Below are 22,404 nucleotides of genomic sequence, written 5' to 3' on the forward strand. Positions count from 1 at the left end.
AAGGGGTTGCTGAGCTGGGGCGGGACGATTTGGCGGCGGGTTGCGATTTTTCGGATCGGCGGGCGGTTCGTGTGCACGGTGGCTGGAACCGAAATCCCTCGATTTTTGACACCGTCGAACTCCATCGGGCAATGAAGGGCCAGATTGAGATCGAGCGTACGTTCAAAACCATGCCGGGCGATCTAGCCGATACGCTTGCAGATACGATCACCTTCGCGGTTGCGTTTGCGCTGTTCGGGTACGATTGCTCGCTAACCAAGCGAGGCAACAGCATTAACCAGCAGAAGGGAATCAGCATGCTGCGCGATTTGGGTTGGTCCTTCTACAGCATCCTTGCGCTGATTTGCGGTATTGCTACTGCCTGGTTGCACTGGTGGGTGGTGATGCACGAGGGACTCTGGCCGTACTTCATCTTCGAATTGATCCCCGGGCTTCCCGGCGTGGCTTCCGGCGTATATGCCATACACCGAGATGGCAGCAAGGTAGCGTGGGCTGGTGTGCTGCTGTCGTTGTCGCCGCTGGCGACTTGGCTCAGCATCTGACAAGCGACTTGTTAAACATTTCCGTCCAGTGTCAGACATCTTCAAGCGTTAGACGAGCCAGCGGCCGCGCCGTGATCTGCAGCGCCCCTTACCGATGGCAAGCCCCGCCGATCCGCATGCCGGCTAATACAATTGGCGCGTTATCCAGACGGTCTGCCCATCCGTGACCACAAGCGAAAAGTTGAAGACCTGGGCCAAACGAATCAAGCGTGACGGCGTCACGCTATGGTTTGCCGGCAAGGACCCGCGAACGCCCTGGTACGCGAAGGCGCTCGGCGTGCTGGTCGTGGCTTACGCCTTGAGCCCGATCGACCTTATTCCGGATTTCATCCCGGTGCTGGGATACGTTGACGACGTCCTGCTGCTCCCGGTCCTGATCTGGCTGACCATCAAACTCCTTCCTTCGGATGTCATCTCGGATTGCCGCCAGCAGGCTGATGAATGGATGCGAGAAAAGGGTGCAAAGCCCCGGAGCGTCCTCGGCGCGATATTGATCGTTTCGGCCTGGGCAGCCTTTGCCGCGTCGGCATGGCTGTGGTGGTCCGCCAGAGACTAGCGGACGGCGTCACGATCCCGCCAACTTGCAGCCTTATTGCCCCGCCGGGCACAATCCCCCCTCGTGGCGCACGTGGACGCCGCAGGAGTTTCACCCCCATGCCCGACATTGCCGTTCCCGCCGTCCTGAACGCCACCGAGCGCGTGTCCATTTCCAGCGGCGACCACCAAGCCGAATTCGCCCCAGACGGGGGCGGGCGTCTGACGCGTCTCTCCACCGGCGCTCACGACTGGATCGTGCCCCTGACCGCCACCGAATGGCCCGCCGGCAAATGGCCTCGCGCCGGATCCTATCCGCTCGCGCCATATTCCAACCGCATCCGCGACGGCGTCTTCACCTTCAACGGCGCCCGATACGCACTCCAGTCCGTGCCGAACCGGCCACAGGCGATCCACGGCGCCGGGCTCTTCCGATCCTGGCAGGTCCGCAATCTGACACCCGACAGCGTCGACCTCGTGCTCGACCAACCCGCTGGCGTGCTGGGCTGGCCCTGGCCGTTTGAATGCGTGCAGCGCTGGCGCCTGGACAGCCGCGGGCTCAGCCTGAAGCTGTCCATCACCAACCAAGGCGACACCCCGATGCCATGCGGTATGGGCATCCATCCGTATTTCACGGCCCAGCGCGTGTCGCTGCACGCTCGACGCATCTGGCCGTCGGATGAGAATGGCCTGCCCACGGGAAGCAAAACGACGACAGTGCGTGAATTGCGCCAGTCCGCCGAGGGCTGCGACACGTACCTGTCGCAGTGGCAGGGCCGCGCGACGCTGCATTGGCCCGATGGGCACGAACTGGCGCTGCATGCCGATCCGGCATTCGCGCATCTGGTGGTGTACACGGCCCCGGGCGCGGATTTTCTTTGTGTGGAACCGGTCACCAACGTGGCCGACGCGTTCAACCTCGCTGCGGCTGGCGAGACCCGCACCGGCATGCAGGTGCTGGAACCCGGCGAGCGTTTTGCCGCCACGCTGCTATTAGGCCTTGCGCCGGCTCGCAAAAGGTAAATGGCAGCTTGGTAACCGCCGCACCCTGCGGCGATAATCCGCACAAATCAAGAATCAGGAGTCGTACGTGAAAAAGCTCAGCACCGAACAATTGGAGGCCGCTGTCGAGACGCTGCGCCGGACGCAGGCCAAGCTGGCTCGTGCGGGCAACCTGCCGCTGGAGCCGACCATCTATGCCAGCGCCAAGGGCTTTCGCCGCAACGTGCCCGATTACGTGTGGTCGTGGCTGTCCGGCCTGCTGGCGCCGCACAAGAGCCTGTCCGCCTGGATGGACGCGCATCAGACGGGTTGGCGCGAAGGCAAGACGCCGGCGGCCGCCGTCTATGCCCGCACGGAAAACGGCTGGTTCCAGTGGCTGATTGCCGAGCTGGAAGCCGAAATCAACGATCCGCACGCACGCGCCAAGCGCGAAGGCCGAGGCTGACAGGTCTGGTCGCGCCCCGCGCCCCGCGCCGGCGCACGCGATCCCGCTCGGGATCGCCGCGTTTCTAGAACCCCTCCAGCACGATCTTGCCGCGCGCCTTGCCGCTTTCGATGAAGGCATGCGCGCGCCGCAAGTTTTCGGCGTTGATCTTGCCGTAGTGCTCGCCCAGCGTCGTGCGCAGGGTGCCGTTGTCGATGAGGCGGGCGGCCTGGTTCAGCAGCTCGTGCTGGGCGATGAGGTCGGGCGTGTTGTGCAGCGGCCGCGCAAACATGAATTCCCAATGCAGCGACGCCGATTTGCCCTTGAGGAGCCGGACGTCCACGGCGGCCGGGTCGTCGATCAGCGCGATCTTGCCCTGCGGCGCAATCGCCTCGGCCATCTGCGCAAAGTGCTTGTCCGTGTGCGTCAGGCCGGCGATATAGCTGACGTTTTCAATGCCGATGCGCTTGAGCTCCTCGGTCAGCGGCCGCGTGTGATCGATGACGTGATGCGCGCCCAGTTCGCGCACCCAAGCCTGGGTTTCGGGACGCGAGGCCGTGCCGATCACCGTCAGGCCGGTGAGCTGACGCGCCAACTGCACGAGGATCGAGCCAACTCCACCGGCCGCGCCAATGACGAGCAGGCTGCGCTGGCTGGGCGCGGCGTTGTCCAGCACGCGCAGGCGGTCGAACAGCAGTTCCCACGCGGTGATGGTGGTCAGGGGCAGGGCGGCGGCCTGCGCAAAATCCAGGCTCTTGGGCATGTGGCCAACGATGCGCTCGTCCACGATGTGGCGTTCGCTGTTGGCGCCCGGGCGGGTCAACGCGCCGGCATACCAGACGCGGTCACCAGGCTTGAAGAGGCTGGTCCGGGCGCCGACCGCGCGCACCACGCCCGCGGCATCCCAGCCGATGATTTCCGGCTTTCCTTCCTGCGGCTTGCGGTTGGCGCGGATCTTCACGTCAACGGGATTGACCGAGATGGCATGCACGTCCACCAGCAGGTCGTAGTCGCCCGGCACGGGTTCGGGGGCGGTGATGTCCTGCAGCGCGTCGGCGTTGTCGGCGGGCAGGTTCTTGAAGTAGGCAATGGCTTTCATGATGGGGTTCTGGTGATTCAAGGGATCAGATGATGGAGCGGACCACGCCGCCGTCCACGCGCAGGGCCGCGCCATTGGTGGCTGACGCCTGCGTCGAGCAGGTGTAGACGACCATGTTCGCCACTTCTTCCACCGTGGCAAGGCGGCGCAGCAGCGATGTCGGGCGGTGCTGGGCGATGAAGTCCTGCTCCATCTGTTCCTGCGAAACGCCTTGCTCTTTGGCCATTTCCGCAAAGAAGTCGGAGACGCCTTCGGAGCGCGTCGGGCCCGGCAACACGGCGTTGACGGTGACATTGGTGCCCGCAGTCAGCTCGGCCAGGCCGCGCGACACGGCCAGCTGGGCCGTCTTGCTGACGCCGTAATGGATCATCTCGGCGGGAATCTGCACGGCGGATTCGCTGGAGATGAACACGATTCGGCCCCAGTTGGCCGCCAGCATCCGCGGCAGGTAATAGCGCGACAGGCGGATGCCGCTCATGACGTTGGTGTCCATCATGGCCTGCCAGTCGTCGTCGGTGATTTCGGTGAAGGACTTGGGCGTGAACGTGCCGGCGTTGTTGACCAGGATGTCTACGTCGGGATGCGCGGCGCTGACCGACGCCGCGCCGTCCGCGGTGGCCAGGTCCGCCTGCACGGTGGTGACCTGCGCGCCTGCCACCTGCTGCGAAATGGTCTGCGCGGCCTGCGCCAGCTTGCTTGCATTGCGACCATGCAGGACGACCTGCGCGCCGGCCTGCGCCAGTCCGGTGGCGATAGCCAGGCCGATGCCACCGGACGATCCGGTGACCAACGCCTTCTTGCCCTTCAGTTCGATGTTCATGCGGTGACTCCTTGCGTGTCGGGGAATGAGTGCATGATTACCCACACCGCGGCGATGAAAAACCGGCTAGCATCGCAGGCAGTTTCAATAATTTTTTGAAAATGAGGCCGGAATTGGTCCGATTCGAGGATTTGAGAATCTTTGTTGCTGCGACGGATCTGGGCAGCTTTTCCGCCGCCGCGCGCGAGCTCGACCTGACGCCGGCGGTGGCCAGTGCCGCGCTCAAGCGGCTGGAACAGGAACTGGAGACGCGACTGTTTGTGCGGTCCACGCGCAGCCTGCGCCTGACCAGCGACGGCGAGCGCTATCTGGAGTACGCGCGGTCAGCGATCTCCACGCTCGAGGCTGGCAAGAACGCCATGGCGCGCGACAAGACGGACATCGCCGGCACCTTGTCGGTGTCGATCCCTTCCGACCTGGGCCGCCACGTGCTGCTGCCGTGGCTGGACGAGTTTCAGCGTCAGCATCCCCGCGTCAATTTCCAGTTGCGCATCAGCGACCGGCTGGCGGACCTGTACCGGCAGCCGGTCGACATCGCCGTGCGTTACGGCACGCCGAACGACTCAAGCCTTGTCGCGCTGCCGCTTGCCGAACACAACCGGCGCGTGGTGTGCGCCGCGCCCGCCTATCTGGCGCGACATGGCGTGCCGCAAACGCCGGCGGATCTGCGGCGGCACAACTGCTTGTCGTTCGTGCTCGGCGAAACCCTGCATGACCGCTGGACATTCGAGCATGACGGCACCAGCCTCACCATTCCGGTCAAGGGCGATCGCGTCGGCGATGACGGCGACCTGGTGCGTCGCTGGGCGCTGGCTGGGCACGGCGTGGCGTACAAATCACGCTACGACGTGCTGACGGATCTGCGTGCGGGCCGGCTTGTCGAACTGCTGACCGGCTACGTCAGCGAACCGTCACCGCTGTACCTGCTGTGCGTGCACCGCATGCTCCTATCCCCCGCAGTGCGGCGGCTGCGGGAGTTCTTGCAGGAACGCTTCAAGGCGTTCGAGGCCGGTTAGCGGCGCGTTGATGGGGGGGCGCGGCAGGGATACGCCGCAGCCATTCGCCAAATCAATGCGCCGCGTGATGCCCGCCCGCTGCCTGCTTGTTCGCCGCACGCGTGCGCGCCGCCTTCTTGGCAGCGGCCGAGCGGCCAGCCGCACCCTTGGTCGCCGCGGCCTTGCGCGCCGCAGCCGAGCGGTCCGCAGCCGTGCGCTTGCTCGCCGTCTTGGTCGCGTTGCGTGACAGCGCCGACTTCGATGCGGGCTTGGTGCTTTCCTTCTTCAGGGCCTTGGTTGCGGCCTTGGAGCGCGTGCTCGACTTGGCATGGCCGTCGTGTGCCGCGCGCGTGTCCTGCTCGGCCTTGCGTTTGGTTTCGGCGCTGGCCTTCTTGGGCGTGCCAAGCTTCACACCAGCGCGGCGCGCCTTGGACAGGCCGATCGCGATGGCCTGCTTGCTGGACCGCACGCCATGCTTGCCTTCGCGCACGTTGTCGATTTCTTCGCGCACAAATTCGCCGGCCTGCGTCGACGCGGACTTTCCCTCCCGCTTGTCGCGCTTGGCGCGTTCGATGGTCTTTCGTTCAGGCATGGTGATCTCCTTTGCTTCGCGTTGCAAAAGCGATTCCGTCGCCGGTCGAGACCGCGCGACGGAACTCGTAACACCACTCTATCGCTGCGCAGGTATCCTGTGTGTTCGAATGGATTGCCGGTCGTAAGCGCCGGAACACGGCCAAGCACCGACGATTCACGACTCACCTCACAGCGGAGACGAGCTATGTCGAATCATGTCTATAAGCAGATCGAGTTGGTGGGCTCTTCCACCAAATCCTCCGACGATGCGATCGCGAAAGCCATTGAGCGCGCGTCCGAAACCTTGCGCAACCTGGATTGGTTTGAAGTGACCGAAGTGCGCGGTCACATCAAGGACGGCAAGGTGGCGCACTGGCAGGTGGGATTGAAGATCGGCATGCGCCTCGAAGGCGATTCCTGATCCCGGTGCTGGTCATTCCTTGACCGCACCTCGCAAGTGACTGTCACATAACGGGTTTCTGTACTTGTTGTGCGACTGTTCAGAGGCTTGTCCACATTCCATGGGGACAAGCCCGTCTGCTTTTTGCAAGAGGCCTGTCATTCACGATGCAGCCCGCATCTCGGTTGCCTAGTGAGCGTTTCTTGCCCGCGGCCTGCAAGTCCATGACCTGCAAGGCTTTTTGCAGACTCCCCCTAGGCTGTCCTCAGGCTTATCCACATTTGGCGGGGACAACATAGTCCCAAACAAACTGCGTTTGGGCCTTTCGTGACCACGCCCCGCAGGGCGTTGATATGCAACAGGATTTTCAACCTGTGCGCACACTGTCCTCATGCTTTTCCACAGAAGGCGGGGACAAATCCACATTGGAGTGCGAGATCAACATTTCCGCCTCGCCTCGCGCCTGAAAACGGGGATAACTCCGCCGGAAATCGTCCAAAAGGATGATTGCGTATTTATTGACCGCGCCCTGCAAGTGCTTGGCGGGACAGGGAATTTTGCACCTGCCCCAAGGCTGTCCTCACCTTTCTCCACAGTTGAAGGGGATAAGTGCGGCCGACTGGAAGAACCTCCGGAGGCTCGGTCCGGAACTATCAAGGGCGGTGTGGTGCAACGCCGGTTCTAGCTCGCTTGGAGTTGACGAAATGTCGTCACGGCTTGCAGGCCGGCGAGAGCTTGTGAACATTCAGGCCGTTTGCCGCGAAAAATAGTTTTTGTCTGATATCCGATGGTGGGTAGGTATGGGGTAATGCAAGCGCACTCCATGCGCGTCCTTCGCGACTTCCCATTTGCGGTGGACGCGTTCCTATTGGCGGCCTGGATCCTCCTCGAAGGTGGAGATAGGTCTGCACGCAAAGGAAACCACCTATGTCCAAGACAACGGCCGGCGGAGCAACGTCGGCGCCGGCCTGCTGCCCGCGCATCCCCATTCTCCCTATTCGGTATGCGATCGTCCCGCATGCGGATGGATCTGCCTTGTATCGGTACGCCAAGTCCGGCTTCAATCTGGAAGCGGGTTTCCAGCGTCTGCAGCTTTCGTCCTATACCTTGCGCGCGCTTCGTCCGGGATACGTCTACGTGTTCATGAAGGGTCCCAAGGGCGAAAAGCTCGTTATCCATGAGTACGACGGTGAGGGACATTATCAGGAACTGACGTACACAGGTCTGGAGGACTACGACAAGACGAACAGGTACAGGACGGGAGCGCGCATGGGCTGGGTGTGGGCAGACACCAGCACGGACACCGCCAAAGAGGTGTGGATCGGCTACAGCACACATCTTTGGACGAATGCCATGACGGCCAGGATTGCCAAAGATCCTGAAGCGCGCCAGCTTCACATGCGACCCTTGGACATGGTCGAACTGACCTCCGGCGTCAAATCGCCGTCTGGTCAAGCCCACATACTGCCGGCCGATGCTTTGACGGATTGGGTGGAAGACTTCAAGCCCCTTGGGCAGCGCATGCCGCTTGAATGGAGTTGCCACGCCAGCGAGGATGACCTGTCGGTCGCGACCTTTGTCGCTCAGGGCAACCATTACCGCTTCACGCGACCTCGCGTCCCTGTGGTGGTCGCGCTCAATGACGCCGAGGGCATCAGCCTTGATTTGGGTTTGATCGCCGCTGCGTATCAGCATCAGATTACGGATCTAAAACGCAGGCCTGGCCAGCGGGCAGACGGCGCCAGTACGCATCACCTGCCCGACTGTCTCAGCTTGGATGTCGAACAAATCCACCTGGCCAGTTCAGAGTTTCATCACAAGAATCTGACCGCCTTGCTGCTGACTAGTGCCTTGAAGTCAATGTTTCCCGCTGACCGCGGCGACCCAGCGAGCATCGCGTCAAGAAGAGGCGAGTGGCATCGGAATCAGCCGACGAATCGGTCGATACCATCGCAGGAGCAGCTGGAATATGAAGTTTTGACCGACGAAAGAATGTCTTCGGCTGGGGCGCGCCTGGCTAAAAGAATAGATACAGAGCGTTATTTCGAGTTTTTAAGGCAACGCAAAGAAGCAGACGCGCAACTGCGTGTGATGGTGCATGAACTGGACCGAGCATGTTCGGATCATGACGCTTGGATATCCACCGCGGAATCGAAGCATAAGGTCGATCCGAAGAGTCTGGCTGCGATGTTCGAGACATTTGATAGGAATGACCGTCAGTCTGCGGCAGGCTTGGAGTTGTCTATCGCGTTGATGTTGCAGAGCATGACGCAATCGCTCGCCGTTAAAGACGAGGGCGACTCCCGATATGAACGGCTCGAGAGATGGTGTGACGATCCTGACAGCGCTGTTTATATTTCACTAGCTGCATTCAATCCGTTTAAAGATAAAGCGGATGCAGTTGGCTCGATACTGGGCGCACCAGATGCTGTCATCTCTGAGCTTGGCCTCAAATTTCCACCGATCAACGGCGTCACGGACCTGACATCCCAGACCGTTACCACCGTAGTGCTAAAGCGGCTCAAGGGGAAAACTCGGTGGGATGCAAGCCGGAATCTCCGCCAACAAGTCCACGCGGCAGCGCGCGAGGCGAATTTAGAAAAAGCAGTGGGCTTGCTGGCCGGACGCTACAGCATTTTAGATACGCTGACCACAAAACACGAGCTTTCCAAGGAATTAAAGGAATTCGTGGACAAAGGTATGGCTGAGGTGGAACGTGCCAGCAGCAGCGTCAGCGTTAAAGGAAATAGAACGGTAGCGATCGAGCGAACGCAGACTTCCACGTTGAAGCCGAAGCTCAAGTCCTTGAGTGGCACGACAATGGCAGCTGGTCTTAACTTCGGAGTGGTTTACTTCAACATTATCAATCTTGGGTATGCGCTAAAGACGGTGGAAAGCAAATACTCGCACGAAGCTGCGTTGAATTTTGCGTCGGCGCTTCTTGGGATCATAAGTTCCATAAGTTCGGCAGCGATGAGTACGCGATCCGCTTACTCTGCGGTAAGGGCGAAATTTGGCCATCGAATTCCTGGTTTGGCCTTTTCTATTGCATTGAAGAAACTCGTTCTGTCCAAACTTTATGCTTCGGCTGCTGGCGGGCTTGCAATTATTGCAGGTATAGCGGCGGATACTCTAAAGGCCAATCGCCTTTTCCAGGGCGGCAATCAGGCGGCAGGCAGTTATACGTACGCCGGAGGGACTCTGGTGGCGGTGGGGTCGGGAGTGCTCTTAGGGACGAGCGCCATTGCTAAAGTTCTTTCCGGTGGAACGGCGATTGCCGGAGTGTCTGCATCCGTTCCCGTTGTCGGCTGGGTGGCGGCCGCAGTCGTCCTAACGGGCGTGGCTTTACTGGCCGGCGGTATTTGGTTCCATTCCCTGGCGGCTGCTGAGGCGCATTCTGCTATGGAGCTTTGGGCCGCACGGTGCCAATTCGGAAACTTGAAAAATGACGGCGAGCAGCGGGAAGGCATCCTAGTTGACAAAGATCTTAATCTTCCAAGATATGTTGATATCAGCGCCGAGATGAAGGATTGGTATCAGGCGTTTTTCGCCCCGATCCTACTCGATTCTGATCAGATCGAATCTGTCAAATTGAATGGCATGGAGAGCGGGTGGCACGATAGATGGTTTTCTGATGATGACGTTGAATTCGTTGTGCTCTTGCCCGGATTTATTTTGGGGCAAAGCACGTGGGACGGGGGGCTGGGCAGTGTGGGAAAAAATGTTGGACTTGGTCTGCCGCCAATTACGGTGTTTGGCTTGGAACCTGCTTGCTACGTCACGTCCGCTGGTTTGGTGTTGCATTTCAAAATCAAGGATAAAGGCTTCTCCAACGCGATATTGACAATCGAATTTAAGCCCAACCAGGGGCTGGATGAAGAAGCCGTCGCTGGCGCCAACTTTCTGCTAGAGGATTGAGCGGTTTATATGTCAATAAATTGGATTTGGTCGAGCAATGACACTGCCGGTGTCACGCCCATGATCGGGGATCAACTTGTAGAGACCGACGATACCCGGTTGCGAATAAGAAACCCGTGGGTGGCGAGCTCAGCTGCTACGGGGAAAGTGTATGCGTCTGTCCTCGTTGGCGGCACTGGCGCAGCAACATGTTTCTTTCTGGCTGAAATTTACGGAAAGCCAAAATTTGACTATGCGTTTTTGATCTCAATGGCGTCGCTAGCTGTTTTCGTCTCATTTATGCTTGCGATTAGCCTTCGAATAATAAAAAATGAATCGGATTTTATATTTGATAGGTCCGCCAAGCAGGTGTACTACAGGGAGCGCCGACGGTTGGTTGCAGGCAATTGGAGGTCTGCCGTTGCGGGTCAGCAATCCAAAGTGGAATTTACTGGCAGAGCAGTGGTTGTGATGCATTCGCTAATATTGAGAATGCAAGCTGAGTCTGTATCTCATTGCGGGACAAAATCCTCGCCGGTGTCACTGTTCGTTTCGGTCGAAAGCAATGCGCCGACCGAGGCGTCCGAGATGTATGTCGGGCAAGTATGGGAGTTCATTCGAATATTCATGGACGAAGGTCCAGGCAAGCTGCCCGAACCAGGCGAATCTAACTGGTGGAATCGCCCAAATGTTCGCATCTTCCTGACTCCCGCCGAAGCGTTGCGCCATTATGTCCCTTGGCGAACGGGAGAGCCCAATGAGTTGCAAGGAAAGAGCAATTGGCTTTTGCCTCTATGGCTCGTGTTTTTCCCCTACAACATGTTTTGCGCACTGTGTTGGTACGCGGTGTGCCGAGTTATGAAGGTCCAAGGTATGCCGCCACCGATGCACTTCGCGGGGTCTGAAAATCCCGATTCAAGTCGGATTTCTGACCAAAAAAAACCCCTCGACGAATCGAGGGGCTTGATCGCCCGGAGGTAGGTCGGGCGATCGGCGCCGGCACGCTGCGCGTGGCCGGCGTCGGCGGCAGATCAGGTGTTGAATTTCTTGACCCAGTCGACGTAGCGGTCCACCCAGCCCTGCAGGAATTTGCGGGTGCCTTCGTTGGTGATGTTGAACTGGTCGTCGACCAGGCCTTCGGAATACTGCAGGAAGACTTCTGGCGTGGTGAGGGCGTTGGCGCCTTCGGCGGCGAGGATGTTGCGCAGGTGTTGCTGCATCATGGCGGTGCCAGCGGCGCTGGGCGATGCGCCCACGATGCCGACGGCCTTGCCGGGCCACGAGTTCTGGCCCCACGGGCGCGAGCCCCAGTCGATGCCGTTCTTGATGGCGGCCGGGACCGAGCGGTTGTGCTCGGGCGAGACGAAGAGGATGCCTTGCGCGTCGGCGATCTGCTGCTTGAGCTTGGCGGCGGGCGCGGGCAGGTTGTTTTCGTTGTCCTGGTTGTAGAGCGGGATGTCGCCCAGGCTCACATACTCGAACTTGAAGTCGGCCGGAACCAGCTTTTCCAGCGCACGCGCCAGGCGCAGATTGATCGAGGCGGCACGAAGGCTTCCGACAAAGACTGCAATCTTGTATGTGCTCATGAGCGTGTGCTCCAACGAGGGAAAAAGGAACAGCCAGTGTAGACCTGCACGGGGCCAGGCTCAATGCCGATTGCGCATATTCATATGGCGTCGTCGGTCGCGAGTCGTGCCAAGGCCGAGGGCCGCCTCAGGTCATCAAACTGACATGCGCCGCCACCACGCGCCAGCCTTGCGGCGTCCGCATCCAGGTCTGGCTTTGGCGTCCGATGCGCGTGCTGCCTTCGCGCTGGAATTCCAGGTTCGCGGTGGCGAAGTCCTGGCCATATGTGGTGATGGCGGTGCGCATGACCTCTCTTGCAAGGCCTTGCGGGGAACGCTGTGCGCGGAAGGCGCGGATCTCGTCGTAACCGTAGAGGTTTTCGCCGGCGCCGTAACGCAGGGTGTGAGGGCTGTTCCAGAACAGGGTGTCGAGCACTTGCACGTCGTTGGAAACCAGCGCGGCTTCGTAGCATTCAACGGCGGCCGTGACTTCGGCCAAGACGTCGGGTAGGTTGATGTCCATTGCTGCTTATCTCCGATATGCACCGAACTGGTGCGTCTTGTAGGGGTTATCACCAATATGGGGTGTGTTGCGGTGCGCAATTACTCGGGCCATCTGGCTGAATGACACCGCCAAGGGGCAAATGCTGCGCCGCAAGGCTGGCACACGGATTGCTAGGGTTAACGTGCATAACACGCTGCACGCTGCCCAGGAGTTCCGCCATGTCTCATTCTGCCGTTCCCGGTCCGGTCACCATGCTGGTGACGCGCCACATCGCGCCCGAGCGCTATAGCGATTTCCTGTCCTGGATGCGTCAGGGCGAAATCCTGGCGGCGGGTTTTCCGGGGTTTCTCGGGTCTGGCGTGCTGCAGCCGCCGGAAGGCGGCGATGAGTATCAGATTGTGCTGCGCTTCACCGACGAGGCCAGCCTGAGCCGATGGGAAAAGTCCCTGCCACGCCGCATGTGGCTGGAGCGCGGCGCGACGCTGGTGCGCGCGAGTCACGAGCATCGGGTGAGCGGCACGGCTGGGTGGTTTGCGCCGAAGGCCAGCACGCCGCCGCGCTGGAAGCAGGCGGTCAGCATCTGGCTGGCCTACTTTCCGGTGCTGCTGGTGTTCTCGGTGTTGGTGAGCGAGCACTTGAGCATCCTGCCGGTGTTCTGGCGTGTGTTGATCACGAGCGTGATATTGACGCCCATCATGGTGTTTGTCTGCATTCCCGTCATCACGCGCGTACTGCACCGCTGGTTGCGCGCCAGCTGAACCGGGTCGGCGAGCCCCCCCGCCCGCCTTCACGCCGCCTTCGCGCGGCGTGTCGCGTACAGCCGGTGCAACGTAATCTTGCGCACGGCCTCCTGACTGTCCTTGATATGCGCGCGCAGCAGCGCCGCGGCGCTCGCGCCGTCGCGCGCCAGTACGGCGGACAGGATCGCGGCGTGTTCCCGGTACGTGGTGCCGATTCGATCGGGCTGGGTGAAGTCGAGCCGGCGCACGATGCGGATCCGCTCGGTTGCCGCCCGATGCACCCGTGCGATCTCTGGGTTGCCGGCGGCCGCCACCAATTCGATGTGAAAGCGCTCGTCCAGGTCGGCCAGCCATTCGCAATCGCTGGAACGCTCGCTCTCATCCACCAGCCACGTCTCCACGAGCGGGCGCAGCGCCAGCAGCGGATCGGGCGATTGCCCGGGCGTGCACAGCGCATGAACCGCTGCCGCTTCCAGCACGCTGCGCAGCTCATAGAAATGATCCAGCGTTTCAAAATCCAGCGGCTTGACCAGCCATCCGTTGCGTTGCCGCACCTCCAGATAGCCTTCGCGCTCTAGCCGGAACAGCGCCTCACGGACCGGCGTCCGGCTGACCTGAAGCCGGTCCGCGATCTCCGTTTCGGTGAAGCGGTCGCCCGGCGCCAGCCGGAACTCCAGGATGTCACGCTTGAGCGTGGTGTAAGCGGAGTCGGCCAGCGTGCGCGGCATGTCGATGGCGGCGAATGCGGATTCCATGTCGAAGCTCCAGGCGTTGCGGTGTAGGGAACGTCAAACCGGCCGTGTGCGTGCCGCGCCAGCCTGCTCCAGCGAGTGGGCCGCACGCAGGCAATCGGCTTCACGCCAGGGCGCGGCGATCAGTTGCACGCCGAGCGGCAGGTGGCCGTCTTCGTCCAGTTCCGGCCACGTGGGCGCCGTGCAGACCGGCAGTCCGATGGCGGAAATGGGTTGAGTCAATAGCCCCATGCTGGCGCGGGCGGGCAGTTGCTTGCCCGCGAGTGTCAGCCAATCCGCGCCGATGGGCGTGGCGCTGACGGGCGTGGCGGGGGCGATCAGCACATCGTATTGGTCGAAAAGGGCCAGCGCCTCGAGGTAGGCGCGGTGGCGCACGCGCTGCGCCTGCTGCACCCAGGCTGCTGGGACGAGGCTGCCGGCGACCAGGCGGTCGCGCGAGTGCGGTTCGTAGTAGTCGTAATGCGTGACGAGCCGGCGGCGGTGCAGCGCGCCGCCTTCCGCCGCGGTGATGATGAAGGCGGCGGAGCGCGCCTGCACGGCGGCCGGCATGTCGACCACGTCGGTCGCGCCCAGGGCGCGCGCGGCGATTTCCACGGCGCGGCGCGCCTGGGGGCCCGCCCATTCCGAAAAGTAGCCGCCCAGGACCGCGACGCGCAGCCGTCCATTGCCTTCGGCGATGGCCGGCAACGTGGGCGCCGCCGGGCGCTGCGCGCAGGCGACGTCCGCGGCATCGGGGCCTTGCAGTGCGTCGTAAGCGGCGGCCAGGTCGCTGGCGCTGTTTGCAAACGGCCCCAGATGATCCAGGCTGCCCACGAACGGGAAGGAACCCGTGCGCGGCAGGCGGCCAAAGGTGGGCTTCAAGCCAAAGACGCCGCACAGCGAGGCAGGTACGCGGATCGAACCGTTGGTGTCCGACCCCAGCGTCAGCGGCACCAGCCCGCCCGCCACGGCGGCGGCGCTGCCGCCGGACGAGCCGCCCGCGATGCGCGAGGTGTCGTGCGGATTGCGGCAGGCGCCGTAATGGGTGTTTTCCGTGGTGAAGCCGTAGGCGTGCTCGTCCATGTTGAGCGCGCCGATCAGCACGGCGCCCGCTTCACGCATGCGCTCGACCAGCAGCGCGTCGCGCCGAGCGGGCGGGTTGGAGGCGTTGACGCGCCCGCCGGCCAGCGTGACCTCGTCGGCGATATCGAAGAGATTCTTCACGGCGTACGGCACGCCCGCCAAGGGCGGCAGCGTTTCGCCGCGTGCGCGGCGCGCGTCGATGGCCAGGGCTTCCTGCCGCGCGCGGCTTTCCGTGACGGCCGTGAAGCAGTTGTAGCGGGGATCGCGCTCGCGCACGCGGGCAAGCGTGGCGTCCAGCACGGCGGCGGCGCTGCGTTCGCCGCTGCGGACCTGGCGGGCGATGTCGTGAGCGGGGCCGGTCACGGACGGAACACCGAAGCGGATTCCAGTTCCACGGGCAGCGGCTCGTCGGCGAAGGTCGACGCGATGTCGTGGATGCGCGAGAACTGCTGGACGACCTGCTCGGCGGCGGACTCGCGCAACGCATATCCCGACAGCGCCAGCGCGCTGCGCACGTATTGGTCGATGGTTTCCTGTGTCATGGCGAATGCTCCCGGTATTGGCTTGGGATTAATAGCGTGGAATCACTTGCGCACTTCGCGCTGGAAGATTTCCAGGCTCAGTTTCTTCATCTGGATGAAGTTTGGCTCGGACAGCGTCTCGACCGTGCGAGGGCGCGCGTCCGTGTAGTCCAGGATCTCCGCGACGCGCGTGGGGCGCTTGGTCAAGAGCAGTACCTGATCCGCCAGGTACACCGCTTCCTCCAGGTCATGCGAGACAAGCAGCATGGTCGTGCCGGTCTGCAGGAAGACTTCCTGCAGCTTTTCGCGAATGAACAGCGTCATCTCGAAGTCCAACGCGGAAAACGGTTCGTCCAGGAACAGCACCTCGGGTCCGGGGGCCAGCGCGCGCATGATGGACGCGGTCTGCTGCTGTCCGCCCGACAGCTCGTACGGATAGCGGTTCAGGTCGAACTTCACGTCGAACGACGCCACCAGTTCCTCGACCCGCGCATCGACCTGGGCCTTGCTCCGGCCTTCCAGGCGCAGCGGGTAGGCGATGTTGTCGATGGTGCGCAGCCACGGGAACATGGCTTCGCGGTAGTTCTGGAACACGTAGCCGATCTTGGTCTGCGCCAGCGATTTGCCGTCGAACAGGATCTCGCCGGCATCGATGGGGATCAGGCCGGCGATCATGTTGATCAGCGTGGACTTGCCGCAGCCGTTGGGGCCGAAGACCGAGACGATCTTGCCCTTGGGGATGTCGAGGTTGAAGTCTTCATAGAGCGGCCAGCCGGCGAAATACTTGGTCAGGCCGCGGATGGTGATGTGCGTGCCCAGCGGGCCGGGCTGGAAGGGCGCGGCGGCTGGCGCGGGGGCGATGACGGGGTTGATGACGGTGGACATTTATCGGCCGCTCCAATGAACCACGCGCTTTTCCAGCACGAGAAAGAGAATGTTGAGCACATAGCCGAGCGCGCCGGCCGCCAGGATTGCGGCGTACATTTCGCGCACGTTCAGCACCTGCTGCGCATTGATGATGCGATTGCCCAGGCCGCTGTCCGAACCGATGAACATCTCGGCCACGATCACGATGACCAGCGCCATCGACACGCCGCTGCGCAGGCCGACAAACGTGGGCTGCAGGCTTTCCCAGATCAGCACGTCCTTGAAGATCTGCCAGCGCGACGCGCCCATCACGCGCGCCGCCATCACGCGCTGCTTGCGGGCGTTGATGACGCCGTACGCGCTGTTGAACAGGATCACCAGCACGGCCGCGAAGGCTGCGATGGCGATCTTGTTCATGTCGGTCACGCCGAAGATCATCAGGAACAGCGGGATCAGCGCGGAGGATGGCGTGGACCGGAAGAAGTCCACCAGGAACTCGACGCTGCGGTAGGCCTTTTCATTGCTTCCGAGCAGCACGCCCAGCGGCACGCCGATCACGCCGGCCATCAGGAAGGCCTGAACGGTGCGGTTCAGCGACGACAGGAAGTCAGCCAGCAGCGGGCCGCCTGCCATGCCCTTGACCAGCGCCACGATGGTCGCGCTGGGCGTGGGCAGCAACACCGGACTGACAAGCTGCAGGCGGACCACCAGGTCCCACACCACAAAGAGCGCGAGCGGGCCGATCAGCGGCAGCAGGCGCGAGGTGTCGAACTTGCGCGGCGGCTTGGACATGGCCGGTTGCGCCTTGGCGGGCTGCGTCTTCGCCAGCGCGGCAGCGGAGGCCGGGGAAGGAGCGGGCGTGGCGCCCGTAGCCGTGGTTGCGGTCATGGATCAACCCTTGTAGAGCATGGTCGAGACGTCGACCTTCTGCGCGAAGACGCCCTTGTCGGTGAACAGGTCGAAGAACTTCTGGAAGTACTGCACGTCGCTGGGCGTGAACTCGTTGTGCAGCGTGTAGGCGGCCAGCGGCACTTCCTCGGTCATCGGGCCTTCGATGGCGGTGTAGCCCTTCAGGAAGGGGCGCGCCTCTTCAGGCTTGGTGCGGATCAGTTCGATGCCGCGCGCATACGCGGCGATGAATTTCTTGCTTTCCTCGGGATGCTTTTTCAGGAAGGCGGTGGTCAGCGAAGCCGAGCCGCCGAACCACGGCGCCATCGGATCGCCCAGGACGTATTTGGCGATGACGCCGGTCTCCAGGACGCGGGTCGTGCCGTTCAGGCGCCCCACCGTGCCCGTGGGTTCCAGCGTGTAGCACGCGTCCAACTGGCCGGCGGCAACCGCGGCGACGTGCTGGCTGATCGCCAACTCGACCACGGTTGCCCCGGTTGCGCCGGCGCGCTCCAGGACTGCTTTGGCCAGCGTGGAATTCTGGATGCCGGGACCAGAACCGACCTTTTTCCCCTTGAGGTCTGCGATGGATTTGATGGGACTGTCTTTTGCGACGATGAACTCATCCAGCACGTTCTTGGCGTTGCTGGGATTGGACGCAAAAATCTTGAACAGGCCGGGCGAAGCGATCTCGCCGATGGCCAGGTTGGCCGAGCCCGTGCCGTTGGCGCTGCCATCGGCGCGGCCCGCAAGCATGGCTTCCATGACCTGCTGCGCGCCCGCGAACTTCAGCGCCTCGACGTTCAGGCCGGCTTCCTTGAAATAGCCTTTCTCGATCGCGGCGTAGAACGGCAGGCCAGCGGCCACGGGCCAGAAGCCGATGCGGATGACCGGACCCGATTGCGCGCGCACCAGCGCCGGGGCGGCGAGCGCCGCCGCGCCCATGGCGGCGCCCTGGATCAGGCGGCGGCGGGTGGCGTTGAAGGCGTAGGGTGCATTGCGATGGATCATGTAAGGCTCCTGGGCTGCTTGATTGGGGGCGCTTGTAGACAAGCTTGCATACCAGTCATCAAGCAATAGCCGTGCCAGGTTTTGCGCGGGGCGGCTTCTCCCATGACGCCGGGTCACGCCGCCTCAGGCTGGTGCCCGGCATGAACCAAGTTGGTGCAGGGCGCACCACATAAGGGGACATAACGTGTCCTCTTGCCGTGTCCGCTCGCCGGCAACGACGCGTCCCGCCCCGGCTGCGTTGGCAGTAGCATCGGCGCATGAACACGCGTTTTGTCGAAGCCTTTCTGTGGTCCGCGCGGCTGGGAAGTTTTCGCGCCGCGAGCGACCGCCTGCATATCACGCAGGCGGCCGTGGCCAACCGCATCGCATCGCTGGAAGAGGACATCGGCGCGCGCCTGTTCGAACGTGATGCCAAGGAACTGAAGCTCACGGCGGTCGGTGCGCGGCTGCTGGATTATGGCGAGCGCCTGCTCGAGATCCGCCAGCAGATCCTGTCGCTGGGCAAGCGCGGCGACGAGGTCGCCGGTCTGGTGCGGATCGGCGCCATCGAGACCGTGGTGCATACGTGGCTGATCGGCTTTCTGACGAACCTGCGGTCCACGTATCCCGGCATCGAGGTCCAGCTGACGTCCGAGACGGTGCGCGCCCTGCATCGCGGGTTGCGCGAAGGCACGCTGGATATCGCGTTCCAGACCGACGTGCTGAACGACACGGGCATCATCAGCATGCCCTGTCTGCCGATGGAGATGGGCTGGGTTGGGCCGCCAGGCAGCGAGGAGACGATGACGGCGCACGATCTGCTCGGCGAGCCGGTGCTGACGATGAGCCCGGGATCGCAGCCGCACGAGGCGCTGAAGGCCCTGTACCGCGAGGTCGGCATGCCGCAGGGCAAGGTGCATTTCGTCAGTTCGATCTCGGCGCTGGCGCGGCTGGTGCGCAGCGGCTTCGGCCGTGCGCTTGTGCCGTTGCCGCCCATGTACGAGTACGTTGCGCGCGGCGAGATCCAGGTCATCCGCACCGATCTGCCGGTGCCGCCGCAGCTACTGGTGGTGAGCTATCTGGAAAGCGGCGGCTCGGACGCGATCCGGCTGGTGGCGGAACTGGCGTGCCGCGCCTCGGATCAGTTCACGGCCGCCGTCGTGGCCCCGGGTATGGGATCAGCCCATTAACCGAGCGTCAATGCGCCTGCGGGTCGAACTTGCGTACCAGCACGGCCCACTTGTCGTGCTCGCCCTTGATGAACGTGGCGAATTGCGCTGGCGTGCCGCCGACAGGCTCGGCGCCTTCGCGAATCATCTGCTCGTTCAATGCGGGCAACGAGGCGTTGACTTCGCGGTTGACCAATTCCACCACCTGCTGCGGCGTGCCCTTGGGCGCAAAGAAACCAAACCACGAGCCGGCGTCAAAGCCTGGATACCCCGATTCGGCGATGGTCGGCAGTTCGGGCAGGGTGGCGGACCGCTGCAACGTGCTGACCGCCAGCGCGCGCAGCTTGCCCGAACGGATGTGGCCGATCACGGACGGAATGGTGGCGAACATGAAGTCGATGCGGCCGGCCAGCAGATCGTTGACCGCGTCCGCGCCCTTGTAGGGCACGTGCGTGGCGTTCACCTTCAGTTCGTCCATCAGCATGTAGCTGGACAGGTGCGAAGACGTACCCACGCCGGTCGAACTGTAGTTCAGCTCTCGCGCGCCCTTGACGTATTTCAGGAAGCCCTGGATGTCCTTGGCGGGCGAGGAGGGCGGCACGACCAGCACGTTGGGCACCGTGGCGATCTGCACCATCGGGACCAGGTCGGTCAGCGGGTCGTAGTTCAGCTTGTTCAGCGTGGGATTGACGGCGATGGGGCCGACCGAGTTCACGATCAGCGTGTGCCCGTCGGGCGCGGCGCGCACCACGTATTCGGTGCCGATGTTGCCGCCCGCGCCGGGCTTGTTTTCCACGACGAAGGGCTGGCCCAGCTTCTGCGTCAGCGTGTTCGTGACGCTGCGCGTAAGCGTGTCGGTGGTGCCGCCGGGCGAGAACGCCACGATGACCTTGACCGGCTTGTCGGGGTAGCCGGCGGCGCTGGCGGCGGGCGCGATACAGGCGCCCGCCAGCGCCGCGCAAGCCAGCAGGGCTTGGGCAGTGTTCATGAATGTCTCCTCGCGTGGTCGTTGTCGTGTGGGATATCGCGCCGTGCCGCCACGCCGGCCGGCGCTGGAAATGTTCAGGGGGATTCCGGGCGCGGCCTCAGTCCCGGTAGCCGGGGTCGATGCGGTCCAGCTTGCGCAGCAGCGCGGGCCACTCCATGACGCCATACGGCCGGCGCGTGCCGGGCTGGTAGTTGTTCCAGGTGGCCTCCAGGACGGGCGGCGGCACGGCTTGCAGCGGGGCGCCCGTCGCCATCGCCGCCAACTGCGAGCGGCAGGCCAGTTCCAGGCGGTGCATCCAGTTGAAGGCCTCGCCCACGGTGCGTCCCACGGTCAGCGCGCCGTGATTGCGCAGGATCAGCGCCTCGCCCTGGCCCAGGTCCTCGAGCAGCGACGCCTGTTCCTCGGTGCCCAGCACCACGCCCTGGTAGTCGTGATAACCGATCTTCAGGAAGCGCATTGCGGTTTGCGTCAGCGGCAGCAGGCCGCACTCCAGCGACGACACGGCCATCGATGCCCAGCTGTGCGTGTGGATGACGCAGTCCACCTCGTGCCGGTGGGCGTGGACCGCGCTGTGGATCACGTAGCCGGCCTTGTTGATGCCGTAGTCCAGATCGCCAAAATCGGGCTTGGACAGAATGGTGCCGTCCACGTCGACCTTGATGAGGCTGGACGCGGTGATCTCCTCGTACATCATCCCGTAGGGGTTGATGAGGAAGGCGTTGTCCTCGCCGGGCACGCGGGACGAGATATGGTTGGCCATCATGTCGGCCATGCCGTAGAGCTCGACCAGGCGATAACAGGCGGCAAGGTCCACCCTGGCCTGCCATTCCGCTTCGGAGCAGTGCGCCCGCATGGAGGAAATGCCCAGCCGGCCGGGACGAGAGGGGGAAGTGGTCATCGGATTTCGTGAAGGTTGATCGTCGCATGCACCGCGCTGCGACTTGATGTGGATCAATTTATCTTCAGAAAATCCGACCGCCTAGGCATCCCGAGGCTATGGGGGCATCACGAATCCAGAAGGGTTGCCCCCGGCCAGCCGCCGTGCCGGACCAGTCCGCGCATGGCGTCCAGCAGCAGCACCCGCGCGGCCAGCGCGGCGGGCGACAGCTCGTCGTCACTGATGCAGTAGATGTGGTTGCGGCGGAACAGATAGGGATCGTCGATGGGATGCATGCTGAGCAGGCCGGTCTCGACGCGGGCCACGGCCGCGCCGGGCTGGATGGTCGCGATCGGATGGGCCTGCACCAGGTCCATCAGCGTCGTCAGGCCGTCGACCTCGACGCCGATCCAGGGTTCGATGCCGGCCCGCTCGAAGGCCGCTTCGACCCAGGCGCGCAGCCCATGCGCCTTGCTGGTGACGGCGAGCGGCAACCCGGCCAGATCGGTCATACGGACTGGCTCGCCATCGGGGCGCTCCACCATGCCGCGCGGCGCCAGCAGGAACAGACGCTCGTCCAGCACGGGCACCACGCTGCGGCCCTGCGCGGTGTCGTTCTGGAACAGCACGGCCAGGTCCAGCCGCCGGGCGTTGAGCAGGTCGCCCAGATTGCCCGAAAGCCCCTCGACCAGATGCAGGCGCACGTTGGGATAGCGCTCGGTCATGGCGGCGTAGAACGGGCGGGCCAGCAGCGACGCGGTGGTGGGCGCAAAGCCGACGCTGACGGTGCCGGCCAATCGCGCCTCGCGCGCGGCCGCCACGGCGCTTTCCGCGTGGCGCAGGGTCAGTTGGGCCTGGCGCAGGAAAGCGGCGCCGGCCGGCGTGGTGGTCACGCCGGTGGGGCTGCGCGTCAGCAGCCGCGTCGCCAGCTCGCTCTCCAACCGGCTGATCTGCTGGCTGAGCGCCGACGCGACCACCCCGAGGTCGCGCGCGGCGCGGCCGATGCTGCCCAGCTCGGCGACGCGGACGAAGTAACGGAGTTGGCGCAATTCCATGAGGCGGTTTCCAGGCTGAAGAAAACGGGGCCGGCGGGGCCCCGGGTGACCTGCCGGAGCATACTTTTTTCGTTCAAAAATATGTCAGCTATCTGAACAACGCCTGAATATCAAACGAAAATTGTTTACACTCGCATCC

Annotated in this window: 24 protein-coding genes; 10 read left to right on the top strand and 14 right to left on the bottom strand. The window is 63.1% G+C overall.

Annotation, left to right across the window (positions count from 1 at the left end; all coding sequences use genetic code 11):
- The 4 genes from MHZ91_RS21915 to MHZ91_RS21930 form a co-directional block, all read left to right on the top strand.
- The coding region (locus MHZ91_RS21915) for a hypothetical protein (RefSeq protein ID WP_239215683.1) at positions 1 to 542 on the top strand (542 nt) is incomplete at its 5' end.
- 163 nt (positions 543 to 705) lie between these two features.
- Positions 706 to 1,098, top strand: coding sequence for a YkvA family protein (locus MHZ91_RS21920; protein WP_239215684.1), 393 nt, complete (start codon positions 706 to 708; stop codon positions 1,096 to 1,098).
- Between the two features lie 98 nt (positions 1,099 to 1,196).
- A complete protein-coding gene (locus MHZ91_RS21925) occupies positions 1,197 to 2,099 on the top strand; it encodes an aldose 1-epimerase (protein WP_239215686.1) in 903 nt (300 codons plus the stop codon).
- A gap of 67 nt (positions 2,100 to 2,166) precedes the next feature.
- A complete protein-coding gene (locus tag MHZ91_RS21930; RefSeq protein ID WP_239215688.1) occupies positions 2,167 to 2,523 on the top strand; it encodes a hypothetical protein in 357 nt (118 codons plus the stop codon).
- Positions 2,524 to 2,587: 64 nt separating this feature from the next.
- Here the strand turns inward: MHZ91_RS21930 and MHZ91_RS21935 are convergent, their stop codons facing one another.
- Positions 2,588 to 3,601 (bottom strand): zinc-binding alcohol dehydrogenase family protein, encoded by a 1,014-nt coding sequence (locus MHZ91_RS21935; RefSeq protein ID WP_239215690.1) that lies wholly within the window; start codon positions 3,599 to 3,601, stop codon positions 2,588 to 2,590.
- 25 nt (positions 3,602 to 3,626) lie between these two features.
- On the bottom strand, positions 3,627 to 4,421 hold the full coding sequence (locus MHZ91_RS21940; protein WP_218344539.1) for an SDR family NAD(P)-dependent oxidoreductase: 795 nt from the start codon (positions 4,419 to 4,421) through the stop codon (positions 3,627 to 3,629).
- A gap of 113 nt (positions 4,422 to 4,534) precedes the next feature.
- Here MHZ91_RS21940 and MHZ91_RS21945 point away from each other — a divergent pair, with 113 nt between their 5' ends.
- Entirely contained in the window at positions 4,535 to 5,437 is a 903-nt protein-coding gene (locus MHZ91_RS21945; RefSeq protein WP_218344540.1) for a LysR family transcriptional regulator, read from the top strand.
- Between the two features lie 52 nt (positions 5,438 to 5,489).
- On the opposite strand, the gene MHZ91_RS21950 is transcribed toward MHZ91_RS21945, so the two are convergent.
- Positions 5,490 to 6,008 (bottom strand): DUF6496 domain-containing protein, encoded by a 519-nt coding sequence (locus MHZ91_RS21950; RefSeq protein WP_175138624.1) that lies wholly within the window; start codon positions 6,006 to 6,008, stop codon positions 5,490 to 5,492.
- Between the two features lie 186 nt (positions 6,009 to 6,194).
- Between MHZ91_RS21950 and MHZ91_RS21955 the strand changes: the two genes are divergently transcribed.
- The 3 genes from MHZ91_RS21955 (at position 6,195) to MHZ91_RS21965 (ending at position 11,267) form a co-directional block, all read left to right on the top strand.
- Positions 6,195 to 6,410 (top strand): dodecin, encoded by a 216-nt coding sequence (locus MHZ91_RS21955; RefSeq protein WP_056563617.1) that lies wholly within the window; start codon positions 6,195 to 6,197, stop codon positions 6,408 to 6,410.
- Between the two features lie 906 nt (positions 6,411 to 7,316).
- Positions 7,317 to 10,307: a T6SS effector BTH_I2691 family protein gene (locus MHZ91_RS21960; RefSeq protein WP_239215692.1), complete on the top strand. Its 2,991-nt coding sequence runs from the start codon at positions 7,317 to 7,319 to the stop codon at positions 10,305 to 10,307.
- A gap of 60 nt (positions 10,308 to 10,367) precedes the next feature.
- On the top strand, positions 10,368 to 11,267 hold the full coding sequence (locus MHZ91_RS21965; protein WP_239215694.1) for a hypothetical protein: 900 nt from the start codon (positions 10,368 to 10,370) through the stop codon (positions 11,265 to 11,267).
- 50 nt (positions 11,268 to 11,317) lie between these two features.
- On the opposite strand, the gene MHZ91_RS21970 is transcribed toward MHZ91_RS21965, so the two are convergent.
- Both MHZ91_RS21970 and hpxZ read right to left on the bottom strand, forming a co-directional pair.
- Complete coding sequence (locus MHZ91_RS21970; protein WP_218344542.1) at positions 11,318 to 11,872, bottom strand: NADPH-dependent FMN reductase; 555 nt, start codon at positions 11,870 to 11,872, stop codon at positions 11,318 to 11,320.
- Between the two features lie 127 nt (positions 11,873 to 11,999).
- Positions 12,000 to 12,374: an oxalurate catabolism protein HpxZ gene (gene hpxZ / locus MHZ91_RS21975; protein ID WP_239215696.1), complete on the bottom strand. Its 375-nt coding sequence runs from the start codon at positions 12,372 to 12,374 to the stop codon at positions 12,000 to 12,002.
- Positions 12,375 to 12,574: 200 nt separating this feature from the next.
- On the opposite strand from hpxZ, the gene MHZ91_RS21980 reads away from it, so the two are divergent.
- Positions 12,575 to 13,114, top strand: a complete 540-nt coding sequence (locus MHZ91_RS21980; protein ID WP_239215698.1) for an antibiotic biosynthesis monooxygenase — start codon at positions 12,575 to 12,577, stop codon at positions 13,112 to 13,114.
- A gap of 29 nt (positions 13,115 to 13,143) precedes the next feature.
- Here MHZ91_RS21980 and MHZ91_RS21985 read toward each other — a convergent pair whose 3' ends face one another.
- The 6 genes from MHZ91_RS21985 to MHZ91_RS22010 all read right to left on the bottom strand — a co-directional run bounded on the left by MHZ91_RS21985 (position 13,144) and on the right by MHZ91_RS22010 (position 18,197).
- Positions 13,144 to 13,851 (bottom strand): GntR family transcriptional regulator, encoded by a 708-nt coding sequence (locus tag MHZ91_RS21985; RefSeq protein ID WP_175124264.1) that lies wholly within the window; start codon positions 13,849 to 13,851, stop codon positions 13,144 to 13,146.
- A gap of 33 nt (positions 13,852 to 13,884) precedes the next feature.
- Positions 13,885 to 15,273 (bottom strand): AtzE family amidohydrolase, encoded by a 1,389-nt coding sequence (locus MHZ91_RS21990; protein WP_239215700.1) that lies wholly within the window; start codon positions 15,271 to 15,273, stop codon positions 13,885 to 13,887.
- On the bottom strand, positions 15,270 to 15,452 hold the full coding sequence (locus MHZ91_RS21995) for a DUF4089 domain-containing protein (RefSeq protein ID WP_056563598.1): 183 nt from the start codon (positions 15,450 to 15,452) through the stop codon (positions 15,270 to 15,272). Before MHZ91_RS21995 ends, MHZ91_RS21990 begins: the two co-directional genes overlap by 4 nt.
- Before the next feature lie 42 nt (positions 15,453 to 15,494).
- Entirely contained in the window at positions 15,495 to 16,316 is an 822-nt protein-coding gene (locus tag MHZ91_RS22000; RefSeq protein WP_239215702.1) for an ABC transporter ATP-binding protein, read from the bottom strand.
- A complete protein-coding gene (locus tag MHZ91_RS22005) occupies positions 16,317 to 17,090 on the bottom strand; it encodes an ABC transporter permease (protein WP_175124396.1) in 774 nt (257 codons plus the stop codon).
- A 99-nt stretch (positions 17,091 to 17,189) separates the two neighbouring features.
- Positions 17,190 to 18,197: an ABC transporter substrate-binding protein gene (locus tag MHZ91_RS22010; RefSeq protein ID WP_105239799.1), complete on the bottom strand. Its 1,008-nt coding sequence runs from the start codon at positions 18,195 to 18,197 to the stop codon at positions 17,190 to 17,192.
- A gap of 257 nt (positions 18,198 to 18,454) precedes the next feature.
- On the opposite strand from MHZ91_RS22010, the gene MHZ91_RS22015 reads away from it, so the two are divergent.
- A complete protein-coding gene (locus MHZ91_RS22015) occupies positions 18,455 to 19,366 on the top strand; it encodes a LysR family transcriptional regulator (protein ID WP_239215704.1) in 912 nt (303 codons plus the stop codon).
- A gap of 7 nt (positions 19,367 to 19,373) precedes the next feature.
- Here the strand turns inward: MHZ91_RS22015 and MHZ91_RS22020 are convergent, their stop codons facing one another.
- The 3 genes from MHZ91_RS22020 to MHZ91_RS22030 form a co-directional block, all read right to left on the bottom strand.
- On the bottom strand, positions 19,374 to 20,333 hold the full coding sequence (locus MHZ91_RS22020) for a tripartite tricarboxylate transporter substrate binding protein (RefSeq protein ID WP_175186458.1): 960 nt from the start codon (positions 20,331 to 20,333) through the stop codon (positions 19,374 to 19,376).
- Between the two features lie 97 nt (positions 20,334 to 20,430).
- Entirely contained in the window at positions 20,431 to 21,231 is an 801-nt protein-coding gene (locus MHZ91_RS22025; RefSeq protein ID WP_175138615.1) for a class II aldolase/adducin family protein, read from the bottom strand.
- A gap of 107 nt (positions 21,232 to 21,338) precedes the next feature.
- The gene (locus tag MHZ91_RS22030) at positions 21,339 to 22,265 is read right to left on the bottom strand and encodes a LysR family transcriptional regulator (protein WP_239215706.1); all 927 of its coding nucleotides are present in this window, start codon (positions 22,263 to 22,265) and stop codon (positions 21,339 to 21,341) included.
- Positions 22,266 to 22,404: the final 139 nt, after the last annotated feature.

It is taken from the genome of Achromobacter sp. ACRQX, assembly GCF_022346505.1.
GTDB lineage: Bacteria > Pseudomonadota > Gammaproteobacteria > Burkholderiales > Burkholderiaceae_B > Achromobacter > Achromobacter animicus.